Here is a 13,644-nt window from a genome sequence, read left to right on the forward strand (position 1 = left end):
GGCCAGCTGGGCGGGGTGGAAGCGGGCGCGGGGCACGGCCACCGACAGGGCGGCCACGGCCGTCGGTCCGTCGAAGACGGGCGAGGCGATGCAGCTGACGCCGAGGGCCGCCTCCTGCTCCTCGTAGGCGAGGCCGGACACCTGCACCTGTTCGATGGCGGTGCGCAGCCGCGCCGGGTCCGTGACCGAGTGGGGGGTCAGCCGGGGCAGCGGTTCCGCCAGGACCTCCTCGGTCAGTTCGTCGCCGGAGAACGCCAGCAGGGCCTTGCCCACCCCGGTGCAGGTCAGGGGGAGCCGGCCGCCGATGCGGGACGGCAGGGACAGGGCGTCGTGACCGTGGATGCGCTCGACGTAGACCACGTCGTGGCCTTCGCGCACCCCGAGGTGCACGGTCTCGTGCGTGGCCTCGAACAGGTCCTGCAGGAAGGGCAGCGCCGTCTCCCGCAGATCGCGCCGGCGCGGTACCAGCGCCCCCAGCTCGAAGAGCTTGCCGCCCAGCAGATACGTCTCGGCGTCCCGTTCGAGCAGACCGAGACGCACCAGATCGGCGCAGAGGCGGTGCACGGTGGACTTGGTCAGACCCGTACGGACGGACAGTTCCGTGAGACGGAACACGCCGCCGTCCGGTATGAAGCAGTCGAGGATGAGCACCGACTTGTCGAGCATGTTCCCCTGCAGGTTGTTCCGTGACATGGAACATATTTTGGCACCGCTCGATCCGTACGCCTATACCTGGGGAAGCGGACGCGTCGGGCACCGCCCCGTCCGCCGGACTCTTCGCCCCGTTCGTTCCTTCTCGGAGGTAACCCGCATGTCCGCTCCGCACCACCGCCGCACCGTCCCGGGCAGGAGGCACCCATGAGTACCCACGGCTCCGCCCCCGCCGTGACCGAGGCGGCGGCCGTCCTGGCCGAGGCCGCCCGCACCGGCGTCTCCTGCCCCCCGGTGCGTTCGCTCCTGCCCGAGGCGGACATTAAGGCCGCCTACGCGGTCCAGCGGCAGTACGTCGAGAGCGGACTCGCGGCGGGCCGGCGGCTGGTGGGCCGCAAGATCGGCCTGACCTCGCCCGCCGTGCAGCGTCAACTCGGCGTAGACCAGCCGGATTTCGGTGCCCTGTTCGCCGACATGGCCGTACCGGAGGGTGAGCCGATCGCGCCCGGCCGGCTGCTGCAGCCCAAGGTCGAGGCGGAGGTCGCCCTGGTCCTGGGCGCGGACCTGCCGCACCGGGACCCGACCGTCGCCGACCTGCTGCGCGCCACCGCCTTCGCGCTGCCCGCGCTGGAGATCGTCGACAGCCGCATCGCCGACTGGGACATCACCATCGTCGACACCGTCGCCGACAACGCCTCCTGCGGCCTGTTCGTCCTCGGCGGCACTCCCGTACCGCTCGACCGCGTCGACCTGCGCGGCGTGCGGATGACACTGACGAAGAACGGCGAGACGGTCTCGCGCGGCACCGGCGCCGACTGCCTGGGCGGCCCGCTCACCGCCGCCCTCTGGCTCGCCTCCACCCTCGTCGGCCTGGGCGACCCGCTGCGCGCCGGCGACATCGTCCTGACCGGCGCCCTCGGACCCATGGCGGTCGCCACCGAGGGCGACGCGTTCTCGGCGCACATCGAAGGACTCGGCACGGTCGCGACCGCGTTCGCGTCCGCCACCGCGGAAGGAGCCGGAGCATGACCACGAAGGTCGCCGTCATCGGGTCGGGCAACATCGGGACCGACCTGATGATCAAGATCTTGCGGCTGTCGGAGTCCCTGGAGATCGCCGCCATGGCCGGCATCGACCCCGACTCGGACGGCCTGGCCCGGGCCCGCCGGCTGAAGGTCGCCACCACCCACGAGGGCGTCGACGGCCTCGTGAGGATGGACGAGTTCACCGATGTGCGGATCGTCTTCGACGCCACCTCCGCCGGCGCCCACCGGCGCCACGAGGAGGTGCTGCGCCCGCTGGGCCGCACCCTCGTCGACCTCACCCCGGCCGCGCTCGGCCCGTACGTGGTGCCGCCGGTCAACGGCGAGGCCCACCTGGACGCGCCGAACGTCAACATGGTCACCTGCGGCGGCCAGGCCACCATTCCCGTCGTCGCCGCCGTGGCCGCCGTGACCCCGGTGCACTACGGGGAGATCGTCGCGTCGATCTCCTCCCGCTCGGCCGGTCCCGGCACCCGCGCGAACATCGACGAGTTCACCGAGACCACCACCGCGGCCATCGAGGAGGTCGGCGGCGCCGCCCGCGGCAAGGCCATCATCATCCTCAACCCCGCCGAACCCCCGCTGATCATGCGGGACACCGTGCACTGCCTGGTCGGCGACTGCGACGACGCGGCGGTCACGGCCTCGGTGGAGGAGATGGTCGGCCGCGTCCAGGCATACGTGCCCGGCTACCGGCTCAAGCAGAAGGTGCAGTTCGACCGCGTGGCCGCCGACGACCCGCTGCGCTCCCTGCTGCCGGCCGGCTCCCAGTCCGGCAAGGCCGCGAAGGTGTCGGTGTTCCTGGAGGTGGAGGGCGCCGCCCACTACCTGCCCGCCTACGCCGGCAACCTCGACATCATGACCTCGGCCGCCCTGCGCACCGCCGAGCGCATGGCCGCACACCGCTTCACGGAGGTGGCATCCCGATGACTTCCCTGTACGTGCAGGACGTGACCCTGCGGGACGGCATGCACGCCGTCCGCCACCGCTACACCGTCGACCAGGCCCGCACCATCGCCGCCGCCCTGGACGCCGCCGGTGTGGCCGCGATCGAGATCGCTCACGGCGACGGTCTGTCCGGCTCCAGCATCACCTACGGCGTCGGCGCGCACACCGACTGGGAGTGGATCGAAGCCGTCGTGGACGCCGTGACCCACGCGGTGCCCACCACGCTGCTGCTGCCCGGCATCGGCACCGTGGGCGACCTCAAGCAGGCCCACGCGCTCGGCATCCGCTCGGTGCGCGTGGCCACGCACTGCACCGAGGCCGACATCTCCGCCCAGCACATCGCCGCCGCCCGTGAACTGGGCATGGACGTGGCCGGGTTCCTGATGATGTCCCACATGGCCGAGCCCGCCGAACTGGCCCGCCAGGCCAAGCTGATGGAGTCCTACGGCGCCCACTGCGTGTACGTCACCGACTCCGGCGGCCGGCTGACCATGGACGGCGTGCGGGACCGCGTGCGCGCCTACCGCGACGTCCTCGACCCGGCCACCGGGATCGGCATCCACGCCCACCACAACCTCGGCCTGGGAGTGGCCAATTCGGTCGTCGCCGTTGAGAACGGCGTTACCCGCGTCGATGCCTCCCTCGCCGGCCAAGGTGCCGGAGCAGGCAACTGCCCGCTGGAGGCGTTCGTCGCGGTCGCCGACCTGATGGGCTGGGAACACGGCTGCGACCTGTTCCCCCTGATGGACGCTGCCGACGACCTGGTCCGCCCCCTGCAGGACCGCGAGGTCCGGGTCGACCGCGAGACCCTCACCCTCGGCTACGCCGGGGTGTACTCCAGCTTCCTGCGCCACGCCGAGGCCGCCGCCGCCCGCTACGGCCTGGACACCCGCAGCATCCTCGTCGAGGTCGGCCGCCGCGGCATGGTCGGCGGCCAGGAAGACATGATCACCGACATCGCCCTCGACCTCGCGGCGTCCCGCCCCGTCGGCTGACCAGGAACGACCGGTGCCGGGCCCCGTCGGCACCTGGCGGGGCCGGTCCCACCGCCGATGCCCCTATCGCCTGTCAAGCGGCTTGAAGCCAGTTGGGGATCCTCTGGAACCACCTTGACGCGGCCAAGATCGCCGCGATCCCGGCTTTGCAGACCAGGGCGAACCACTGACAGCCAGCGGTTGGGGCGTCGGTTGGTTGAGCCCGCTCTTCCTTGGCCTTGCCTTCGAAGAATCGGGCCTGCCCGTGCCTGCCAGTACGTCAGTGCAGCTTTTGCTGTTCCAGCCACCTGAAGACATCGGACCTCTTGTACTGGACCTTCGCATTTCTGCCCCGAGGTTGTGTCCAAGGAAGTGGTGTACGGGTTCGACCTGATCCGGGGGTTTGCTCTGGCATCGGGATGGTGCTCGGGGGCCCGTCGGGCTCGGCTGTGAGCCCCTGGGGGCCTCCGCTCCGAGCTGTGATGGATGGGCTCGGTGTGACTCTTGTGAGGGCATTTCTTGCCTGACGGGGCGTCAGGATAGTCGGCAATGGGTCAGTGTGAGCCCTGTCAGAGGCTCAAAGATCTGGCGAAACATGCAGGTGGTTGAATCGTTCAACGACTAGTGGCCAGCTCGGAAATGCAGATGTCACTTGTGCAAAGCCACCCAGGTTTTCCCTGCGCCTCCCGGCCCCTGGCGTGTGGTCCTGCCAGGGCCGTCGCGTCTGCCGTCCGAAGAGGATGCCGCGCGGTTCGGGCGGTGGGGGAGTGCCCGGCTTGAGGGGCCAGGCGAGCAGCATGCCCGCGACGAAACCGGCCACGTGGGCCAGGTACGCCACGGTGCCCGCCTCGGCGATGGCCTCGCCGGTGGAGTAGAACGCCTGCAGCACGAACCAGAAGCCCAGCACCAGCCAGGCCGGCAGCCGCAGCGGCAGGAAGAGGAGGAAGGGGACGAGGATCCAGACCCGTGCCCTCGGGTAGAGCACCAGGTAGGCGCCCAGGACGCCGGCGATGGCTCCCGAGGCGCCGATCAGGGGGGTGGTGGAGGAGGAGTTCGTGAGAGCAAATCCGTATGCAGCCGCGTAGCCGCAGACCACGTAGAACAGCAGGTACCGCACATGGCCCATGCGGCCCTCGATGTTGTTGCCGAAGATCTGAAGGATGGACAACAACGCAGGTCACGGGCATGATTGCTGAGCCCTGGTCAGCAAGTAGCCAGCAAGCGGCGAGCGGGAGACCCCGCCCTGCTGACCGCGGGGAGCGTCAGCAGGAGCAGGTCCGCTGGTCCACTCGTCCTCCGGAAGGTGTCGCTCCTTGGCTCGTCGGCTCGCCCGCGGCATGGGCTCCTTCTTCAAGCCCTGTGACTGCACCAGGCCCAGCCGGTGCCCGCACGCCTACACCATCCGGTTTCGCGATGCTCGGGGAAAACAGCGAGAGGAAGCCGGGTATCGGACCCAGGACGCGGCGGTCGAAAGGCTGACGGAGCTGTACGCCGACCGGAAGAAGACATCTCCCTCGGTGGCGGAGGCGGCCTGGTAGTAGCGGCCTCAGCGATGGGTCTCGCCACCTTCGCCGAAGGTGGCGAGACCCATCGCATGGAGCCTGATACAGCAGCGCACCGCGTGGACGTGCGCCGCCGGTCAGGCCAGGGCGGTGCCCGTCTCTTCGCCCAGCATGTGCAGGAGACGGTCTTGGAAGTCCTCGTCGAGCACCGAGGCGTGCGGCTGTTGACGCTGCTGGTGGTACCAGTAGCCGCCGCTGGTCAGTGCCTGCGGGTCACCGCTGGAGGCCAGCCACGCCTGCGTCTGGTGACCGAACTCGAGATCGTCCGGCGCGCCGGGGCCGCCCATCTTGGTGGGCACCCAGCCCGGGTCCACGGCATTGCTCAGCACCTCGGGGCGCAGGCGGGCCACCGCGGCCGCGAGCGTGGTGACGAACAGCTTGCTGTCGGCGTACGAGCCGGGCTCGTCACCTTGCCAGTCGATGCCGTCAAGGAAGTTCCCGGTCTCGGTCACGATCCGCACAGCCCCCTCACGGAACTCCGCGCCGAACTTCCGCCTCTTCTCCGCCATGACTCCCAACTTCCCCTGCAGTCAGGGTCTCTACGCTACGAGGGAAGACTCACTTGACATCTCCCTCAGGAATCGGAAGAGCCGGCTGCCGCGACGCCTTCTTTGCGTCGGCCTCGAGTGGTGTGGTTCCTCGGGTCGGCGAGTGACCAGCATCCGAGGGACGGCCGTTGGACTTGCCGGCCTACGGGGAGTCGTCATGACTGACAGGCCCCCCGCAGATGGGTCTGACGAGTGCGAACCCTCGGGACGAGACACGTGGTCGCGTCACCGATGTTGGTGTCACTGCCACGAGCGCACCGGAATGGCTGATTCCGAGTCACCGGGTTTCACCTGTTGGCATCTCGCGGTGGGCGATCTCACGCACTTGCCTCAAGACTGGCCGACGTTCCCCGAGACGTCCACCAGCGAAGGAGGGGGCAGTGGCTCTGACCGAAGAGCAGGAGATCAAGGTCCCAGGACTGCTCAGCCGATTCGTCCGACTGCAGTCGGGCGTGAAGGCGCACTATTCGACCTCAGGTGAGGCCGGCCCGGCTGTCGTGCTGCTGCATGGCGGCATCCCCGGTTCATCGGGTTCCGCGGGCTTCCGCTACATGGCCCCGTTCCTCGGCGCGCATGGCTTCCGCGTTTATTGCCCTGATTTCCCCGGGTTCGGCCTGACCGAGGATCCAGGTCGCTTCTACGCCTACGGGCAGGGCGGACAGGTCGACTACCTGCAGGACTTCGTCAACGCGGTCGCGCTGGACACGTTCTGCCTGGGCGGCAACTCGATGGGCTGCCAGACAAGCGTCAACTACGTCGTGGCGCACCCCGAGCGAGTGGAGCGGTTCGCCGTCATCGCCGGCATGATCGGCGACCTGGTCACCCGCGACGAGATGCGTGCCGTCGACAACCGCGCCAAGCAGGGCCCGCTGCCCGGCAGCGGCGGAACCTACGACGGCTCCGAGACCATGATGCGCGCCATGATCGAGTCCATGGTCGTCGACCGGTCCGGTGTCACCGACGAGCTCGTCAGCATGCGCACCGCGGCCGCCAACCGCAACCGCGACTACTACGACCTCAACATGGGCCGGGTGCTGCGGCCCACCGACCCGAACGAGCTGATCCGGCTCACCACCAAGGGGCGCCTGGACAAGGTGACGATCCCGGGCATCGCGATGTTCGGCGACAAGGACGTCCTGTACGCCGTCGAGGCGGCGCACCTTCAGGAGGACGCCCTTCCGAACGTCCAGTTCTTCTACCCCGAGAACACCGGTCACCAGGGTCAGACCGACCGCCCGGAACTGCACCACCAGGTGTTCCTGGAGTTCTTCCGCGACGGCAAGGTCTCCTGGGAGACCGCCCGGGCCGCGGGCATCTCCACGCGCCGCCCACCGAACCCCGATCTCGTCGGCATCCCGACGAACGCCCCCTTCACCAGCTGATCCACGAAGCGACCGGAACCTGCTCCGTCATCGCGGATCAGCCCGGACCGGCACCGATGAGCCATCGACCACCAAGGAGACCGTCATGACCACGCCGACCGGAGCCACTGTTCGTGCGCACCACCGCACCTCGCTGGTTGACCGGGCCCGGGAGATCGCTCCCGTCGTCGCGAAGTACGCGGCCGACAACGACGCCCATCGTGTGGTGGCCGACGAGGCCGTCCAGGCCATGGTCGACTGCGGACTGACGCGAGCCCTCCAGCCGGCCCGGTACGGCGGCGAGGAGGCGCACCCGGTCGAGTTCGTCGAGGCCGTCATCGAGGTCGCCAAGTCCTGCACGTCGACCGGCTGGGTTCTGATGCTGCTCGGCGTGCACAACTGGGAGGTCTCGCACATGACCGAGCAGCTGCAGGACGAGCTGTTCGGTGACGACCCGACGACCCTGCTGTCCTCCTCGTACGCGCCCCACGGCACCGCCACCCCCGTCGAGGGCGGCTACATCCTCAACGGTTCGTGGAAGTCCTCCTCGGGCGTCACCCACGCGTCGTGGGTCATCCTCGGTGCCAGCGTGGAGGTCGACGGCAAGCCGCTGATGCACAACTTCGTCGTGCCGCTGGCCGAGGGACGGATCATCGACGACTGGTTCGTGCTGGGCATGCGGGGGACCGGGTCCCGTTCCGTCGAGCTCGACCAGGTCTTCGTCCCCGCGCACCGGGCGCTCGACCGCCAGATTCTGCTGGCCCAGGCCGGTCCCGGTCTGAAGAAGAACGACGGCCCGCTGTACCGCGTGCCGCAGGGCTACCTCTACAACCTCGTCGCCGGCGCGCCCGCGCTGGGCGCCGGCTGGGCGTTCTACGAGGAGTACGTCGACCAGCTGAAGAAGTTCACGCGCCGCTTCGACAACGCGAAGCTGAGCGAGGACCGGGTCGAGCTGCTGCGTACGAACGACGTGCGGGTGCGCCTCGACGACCAGCAGAAGGTCGCCCTGCGGATCCTCGACGAGGGCTACCGGCTCGCCGAACTGGGCCAGGTGCCGGGCGACCTCGAGGCCGCGCGGGGGATCTACGACGCCGCACGCACCGCCGAAGCCGCGCTGTACGTCGCCCAGCAGCTGATGCCCACCATGTCGGCGCGGGTGGTGCACGAGCTCAACCCGTTGTCGCGGCTGTACCGGGATCTGATCGTGGCCCGTCAGCACTTCACCCAGAACACCGACTTCGCGGCCGCCACCGCGGCCAACCTCGAGATGGGCAACCCGGCGGCCGCCACCTTCCTGCTCAGCGAAGCCGAGCGCACCGCGGCCGTCGACCGTTCGAAGCGGCTCTATGGCTGACCCTGCCAAGACAGGCTCGGCTCGCGAGGACTCCCTGGCGTCGGCGCTGAGGCACCGCCCCTTCGTGCAGTTCTGGCTGGGGGCCTTCCTGGCCAGCGCGGGCGGCTGGTTCCAGTCGCTGTCGGTACCGTTCGTCCTCCTCCAGCTCACCGGGAGCGCCTTCTGGGTCGGTCTCGCGACCGTGGCGCAGTTCGTCCCGATCATGGTGCTGGGTCCGTGGGCGGGCGTGGCGGCCGACAGGCTGGACCGCCGCCGGCTGGTCATGGTCACGCAGCTGGCCCGTTCGCTGGTGGCGCTGGCCATGTGCGTGTGCTGGTGGTCGGGTCGGCACGACCCGCTGCTGCTCGTGGGCCTCGCGGTGCTGACGGGGTGCGCCCAGGGCATCTCGATGCCGAGCTGGCAGGCGCTGGTCAACGACTACGTGCCGCGTGAGGCGCTCGACTCGGCCGCGTCGCTGAACACCATCCAGTTCAACCTCGCCCGCTCGCTGGGCCCTGCCGTGGCGGGTCTGGTGCTGTTCTGGGTGGGCCCGGCGGTCGCCTTCTTCGTCAGCTTCGTGATGGTGCTCGTGGTCGTCGTGGTCCTGCTGGTCACCGAACCGGTCAACCCACAGCCGCGACGAGCCCGCAAGGATCGCGTCGCGGACGGCGGTTTCCGTGAGGCGCTGTGCTACACCTGGGGCTCCCCGGGGGTGATGACGGCCCTGACGGTCGTCTTCCTGGTGGGCAGCCTCGGCATGCCGATCTTCCAACACGTGATCACCTTCGCGGAACAGGTGTTCAATTCCGGTGCGCTCGGTGTGGCCCTCCTCAACCTGGGTCTCGGTGCCGGAACCCTGGCGGGTGTGCCCGTGCTGGGCCGCATGCTGCGGATCATGAGGCGTTCGACCGTCGTGACGATCGCGATGTGCGGATACGGCATCACCTTCGCGGTCTTCGGGCTGGCGCCCAGCCTCCCGACCGCGACCCTCGCCACCGTCGGTGTCGGTGTCTTCTTCCTTCTCGCCCTGTCCGTCGGGCAGAACACGATACAGATGCTGGTCGCCGACCAGGTGCGCGGACGGGTGCTGTCCATCAACGTCATCGTCTACACCGGCTCTGTCTCCCTGGGGGCCGCCGTCCAGGGCGGAATCGGGGACTGGCTCGGTCTGCGGACGACTGTGCTCGGTGCCGCCGCGCTCCTCGTCCTGGCCGCCGCCCTGCTAGCCGTGGGCTCCCATCGTCTGAGCCTGCACCATCTCGACGGCTCCAGGGACGAGTCGTACGTCTCCGTCACGCCGGAGCCGGCTTCCTCCAGCGCCTCCTCAGGCGCTTCGACCGCTCACGAAAGGACAAGAACCAATGCCTCCTGACGCCTCCGTGCTGTCCACGCCCGCCCCTGAGGCCATCGACCCCCAGGTCATGAGGCAGGTGCTGGGCAACTACCCCACCGGGGTCGCCGTCGTCACCGGACGCGCGCCCGACGGCACACTTCTCGGGATGGTGGTGGGAACGTTCAGCTCCGTGTCGATGGAGCCGCCGCTGGTCTCGTTCATGCCGATGAAGACGTCGCGGACCTTCACCGCACTGCGCGAGTGCGCGTCCTTCTGTGTCAATATCCTGGCCGCCGACCAGAGCGACGTGTGCGGGTCGTTCATGCGGCCCCCGGAGGAGAAGTTCCGCGGCCTGCGGTGGCGCGCCGCGCCCAACGGCGCTCCCATCATCGAGGGCGTGACCGCCTGGATCGAATGCACCTGGGCCGATGTCATCGAGGTGGGCGACCACTACTTCGCGCTCGGCGCCATCCAGTCGCTCGCCGCCGAGCGCGACTGTCTGCCGCTGCTGTTCTTCCAGCGTGGGTACGGCCGCTTCACGCCGGGCCTGTTGATGACCTCCGACCACCGTTCCCTCGCCGCGGCCGTCGGCGTCGCCGAACGCGGTCGCCTGGAGCTGGAGCGGCTGGCCTCGGAGCTGGGCGCGGAGGTGAGCCTGCTCGCGCCGCTCGGCGACGAGTTCGCGTTCGTGGCCACGGCCGGCTCCTCCGGCGGAACCTCCTCGCCCCCTCCCGGAACCCGGCTGCCCTTCGCGCCGCCCCTGGGAATGCTGCTGGTCGGGCATCCCGGGGCTCCCTCGGCCGGGCAATGGCTCGACCGTGTGCCGGCTTCGGCACCACAGGTGCGGGAGGCCGCCGCCGTCCAACTGCGCCGGACCCAGGAGCGCGGCTGGTCCCTGACCCTGCACGGTCCGCTCGCGACCGCACTGCTCGACGAGCTCGTCGACGCGTTCAGCGAGCCGGCACGCACCCCGGACAACGAACGGCGTCTGCTGGAGGCGCTGCGCCGGATGGCGGCGTTCCACGAGCCGGAGCAGATCGTGCCCGACCGGTCGTACAGCGTTCTGCAGGTGTCGGTGCCGGTCTGCGACGCCGATGGGAACGTTGTTCTCGTCCTGCGCCTGGCCGGGCTCCCAGGAAGCTCTTCAGGGGCCGAAATCATCGCCTTCGTCGACCGGCTGCGCCTGTCCGCGAGGGCCATCGAACGGACATTGACCCCCGTTTTGTGACAGCGGCCACCTGGTGGCACAGCAGGATCGAGCCAACCACTGTAGTACAGCCAACGTGTGGCCTCACTTCACCTCGCGGGAAGGTGACCGTCTTATCGATCGCGTCTCGGCCACCTGGTGATCCAGGTCCGGGATGCGACCGGAGAAGAGGATGTTCGATGGATGTGTTGGCTGAAGTCCGGTCGTCCAGAATGACCGGTCTCCAGATCCGCGCCGTGGCAGTCGCGATGGCGTTGATCGTCATGGACGGCTTCGAGATCGCGATGATGGCGTTCACTGCCAAGCCGATGGCGGACGCGTGGGGCGTGAGCGATGCGACGCTCGGGATCGTGCTCAGCGCGAGCCTCTTCGGTATGGCCGCGGGTGCGATCCTGTTCAGCCCGGTCGGTGACCGCCTCGGCCGCCGACCGCTGACGACCATCTCGGTGACCATCGTGCTGGTCGGTATGGTGCTCGCGGCGGTGGCCCCGAACGTGGCCGTCCTGATCGTGGCCCGGTTCCTCACCGGGTTCGGCATCGGAGCGATGTCGCAGCTCAACGCCTATGTCTCGGAGTTCGCTTCCGATCGCCGTCGCGGCACGGTGGTCGGGATCTACGCCACCGGGTTTCCGATCGGTGCCACCCTGGCCGGCGTGGCCGCGAGCCTGCTCGTCGAGCCGGCCGGCTGGAAGTCGATGTTCGTGGCCGGTGCGGTCCTGGCTCTCGTCATGCTCGTCGCGTCATGGGCGTTTCTTCCGGAGTCGATCGACTTCCTGGTGGCCCGCCGTCCCAAGAACGCCCTCGAACGGGTCAACACCGTCCTCAACAAGATGGGGCGGCCAGGCCTGAAGGAGTTGCCCGAAGTAACCGAGGTCGAGCGTGCGCACCTCAGTGTCACCGCGGTCTTCGGTGGTGCCACCGGGCGCAAGACACTCGTACTGTGGCTCGGCTACGCCTGCCTGATGGCGGCCTACTACTTCGCGAACTCCTGGATTCCCAAACTGGCCGCGGAGTCGACCGGTGACGATCAGATGGGCACCACGGTCGGCTCTTTCCTCAACTTCGGCGGCATCTTCGGCAGCCTGCTCTTCGCGGCCGTCGCGATACGGGTGCTGCCGAGGAGGATCCTGCAGGTCACCATGGCCCTCAGCGTGGTCGGCACCGTTTGCTACGGGGCCACGTTCGGTATCGCCTGGCTCGCCGTCGTCCTGGGGGTCCTCCTGGGGGTTCTCGCGGTCGCCGCGGTGGCCGGCTTCTACGCCGTGGCACCCGAGGTCTACCCGGCGGCGCTGCGCGGCACCGGTGTCGGCTGGATGCTCGGTGTCGGACGGCTGGTGTCGATCGTCTCGCCGATCAGTATCGGTTACCTCCTGGACGGCGGCTGGTCCGCGGGGAGCCTGTTCTACCTGATGGCCGTACCCCTCGCGATCGGCACGGTCTGCATCACCGTCCTGGCCCGACTGCAGAAGCGAGAGGCGGGCAACGTCCACCGGGCGCAGGTGCCGGCGAGCCCGTCCCCCGTCTCCTGATCGGACCTCCGCATCCGTCACGCGGTGCTCGGCCGGACTCCCGGCCGAGCACCGCGTGGGTCGTGGTGATGCCGGCGTCGCGACGAGCGCGGCGCGACGGCCTCTCAGGAATAGCCGTGCGGGAACTCCGCCTCCATGTCCCAGTGGACGTCCTGGAGCCCGTAGTCCTCCGCGAGCTCGCGAGCGCGGACGAACCGGCCGGCCACCAGACGCGCGGTGCGCAGCACCGCTCCGTCCGTCCTGGCCTTGTCGATGCGACCGCTCGGCGCCGAGACGCTGACCGCGGCGATGGGGCGACCGTTCACCAGGACCGGAGACGCGACGGCCCCCTCGCCCATGGTGTATTCCTCGTGCGTGTAGGCGAGGCGCGTCCCGTGCGTCAGCTGCAGTTGCGCCCGCAGCCGTCCGGCGTGCATCACGGTGTGCCGCGTGCGGCGGGCGAGCTCGAGGTGCTGCGCGATCGCACGGTCGCGGTTCGCGGCGTTGACGAAGGCGAGCATCGCCTTGCCCGATGCCGTCGTCAACGCGTCTTCCCGTACGCCGACCACGGAGGAGGCGATGCTGCTGCGTGAACTCGTGACCTGGTCGATCAGGATGACGTCGGAGCCGTCCAGGATCGACAGACCCACCGCCGCACCGAGCTCGAGGAAGAGATCACCCAGCAGCGGAGCCGCGACCTCCCTCAGGCCGTGGGGACGCGCGTGGACGAAGTGGTTTCCGAGTTCGAACGTGCGTACGCCGAGTCGGTAGCTGTTCCCGCTGCGGATGACGTGACCGCTCTTGGTGAGCTGGACGAGGATGCGGAAGGCGGTCGACTTCGGGATCCCGGTCCGCTGGGCCAGTTCGGTGACACTGACGGTGTGACCGGCCTCGAGGAAGGCGTCGAGGAGAGCCAGGGCCCGGCTGACCGCGACACTCGGTTTGACGCGGAAGGAGGCTTCGAGAGGGTCCGAGCCTCCGACCGCATGCTCGTCAGTCATGGTCAACTCCCTTTCCTCCCCCGACGCCGTACGGGCTCATCGACGCCGTACGGGCTCACTCCGGTGACCGACCGATGATTTCCCGATGGAGGACACCCCGCAAGGCCTCGAGTGCCCTGGTCAGCCCGATCGGACGTAACGGCATACGTATCACCGGTCCCGGAGAACGAACCCC

At 69.1% G+C, this 13,644-nt stretch carries 11 protein-coding genes and 1 pseudogene; 8 read left to right on the top strand and 4 right to left on the bottom strand.

Translation table 11 applies throughout. From position 1 onward, the window contains the following. Window positions 1–666 (bottom strand): IclR family transcriptional regulator (locus tag C1I97_RS06380; protein WP_111002268.1); only part of this gene is annotated, 666 nt, incomplete at its 3' end. Between the two features lie 192 nt (window positions 667–858). On the opposite strand from C1I97_RS06380, the gene mhpD reads away from it, so the two are divergent. The 3 genes from mhpD to dmpG are packed head-to-tail and all read left to right on the top strand — an operon-like array spanning window position 859 to window position 3,637. Then, a complete protein-coding gene (gene mhpD / locus C1I97_RS06385; protein ID WP_111002247.1) occupies window positions 859–1,680 on the top strand; it encodes a 2-keto-4-pentenoate hydratase in 822 nt (273 codons plus the stop codon). Further along, complete coding sequence (locus tag C1I97_RS06390; protein WP_111002248.1) at window positions 1,677–2,624, top strand: acetaldehyde dehydrogenase (acetylating); 948 nt, start codon at window positions 1,677–1,679, stop codon at window positions 2,622–2,624. The genes mhpD and C1I97_RS06390 overlap by 4 nt, the downstream gene beginning before the upstream one ends. After that, on the top strand, window positions 2,621–3,637 hold the full coding sequence (gene dmpG, locus C1I97_RS06395) for a 4-hydroxy-2-oxovalerate aldolase (protein WP_111002249.1): 1,017 nt from the start codon (window positions 2,621–2,623) through the stop codon (window positions 3,635–3,637). The genes C1I97_RS06390 and dmpG overlap by 4 nt, the downstream gene beginning before the upstream one ends. A 697-nt stretch (window positions 3,638–4,334) precedes the next feature. On the opposite strand, the pseudogene C1I97_RS06400 reads toward dmpG, so the two are convergent. Together C1I97_RS06400 and C1I97_RS06410 are read right to left on the bottom strand one after the other, a co-directional pair. Next, window positions 4,335–4,775: pseudogene (locus tag C1I97_RS06400) on the bottom strand (rhomboid family intramembrane serine protease); the annotation flags it as partial. 480 nt (window positions 4,776–5,255) lie between these two features. Beyond that, window positions 5,256–5,687 carry a hypothetical protein gene (locus C1I97_RS06410; protein ID WP_441349088.1) on the bottom strand — a complete coding sequence of 144 codons (432 nt, stop codon included), beginning with the start codon at window positions 5,685–5,687 and terminating at the stop codon, window positions 5,256–5,258. A gap of 419 nt (window positions 5,688–6,106) precedes the next feature. On the opposite strand from C1I97_RS06410, the gene C1I97_RS06415 reads away from it, so the two are divergent. From C1I97_RS06415 to C1I97_RS06435, 5 genes are all read left to right on the top strand, one after another. Then, window positions 6,107–7,108, top strand: coding sequence for an alpha/beta fold hydrolase (locus C1I97_RS06415; protein WP_111002250.1), 1,002 nt, complete (start codon window positions 6,107–6,109; stop codon window positions 7,106–7,108). A gap of 85 nt (window positions 7,109–7,193) precedes the next feature. Continuing rightward, the gene (locus C1I97_RS06420; protein ID WP_111002251.1) at window positions 7,194–8,441 is read left to right on the top strand and encodes an acyl-CoA dehydrogenase family protein; all 1,248 of its coding nucleotides are present in this window, start codon (window positions 7,194–7,196) and stop codon (window positions 8,439–8,441) included. Continuing rightward, the gene (locus C1I97_RS06425) at window positions 8,434–9,792 is read left to right on the top strand and encodes an MFS transporter (RefSeq protein WP_111002252.1); all 1,359 of its coding nucleotides are present in this window, start codon (window positions 8,434–8,436) and stop codon (window positions 9,790–9,792) included. Before C1I97_RS06420 ends, C1I97_RS06425 begins: the two co-directional genes overlap by 8 nt. Then, on the top strand, window positions 9,782–10,981 hold the full coding sequence (locus C1I97_RS06430) for a flavin reductase family protein (protein ID WP_111002253.1): 1,200 nt from the start codon (window positions 9,782–9,784) through the stop codon (window positions 10,979–10,981). Before C1I97_RS06425 ends, C1I97_RS06430 begins: the two co-directional genes overlap by 11 nt. Before the next feature lie 191 nt (window positions 10,982–11,172). Continuing rightward, window positions 11,173–12,489: an MFS transporter gene (locus tag C1I97_RS06435; RefSeq protein ID WP_111002254.1), complete on the top strand. Its 1,317-nt coding sequence runs from the start codon at window positions 11,173–11,175 to the stop codon at window positions 12,487–12,489. A gap of 104 nt (window positions 12,490–12,593) precedes the next feature. On the opposite strand, the gene C1I97_RS06440 is transcribed toward C1I97_RS06435, so the two are convergent. Further along, window positions 12,594–13,469 carry an IclR family transcriptional regulator gene (locus tag C1I97_RS06440; protein WP_111002255.1) on the bottom strand — a complete coding sequence of 292 codons (876 nt, stop codon included), beginning with the start codon at window positions 13,467–13,469 and terminating at the stop codon, window positions 12,594–12,596. Between the last annotated feature and the right edge of the window lie 175 nt (window positions 13,470–13,644).

The organism is Streptomyces sp. NTH33, from assembly GCF_003236365.1.
Classification (GTDB): domain Bacteria; phylum Actinomycetota; class Actinomycetes; order Streptomycetales; family Streptomycetaceae; genus Streptomyces.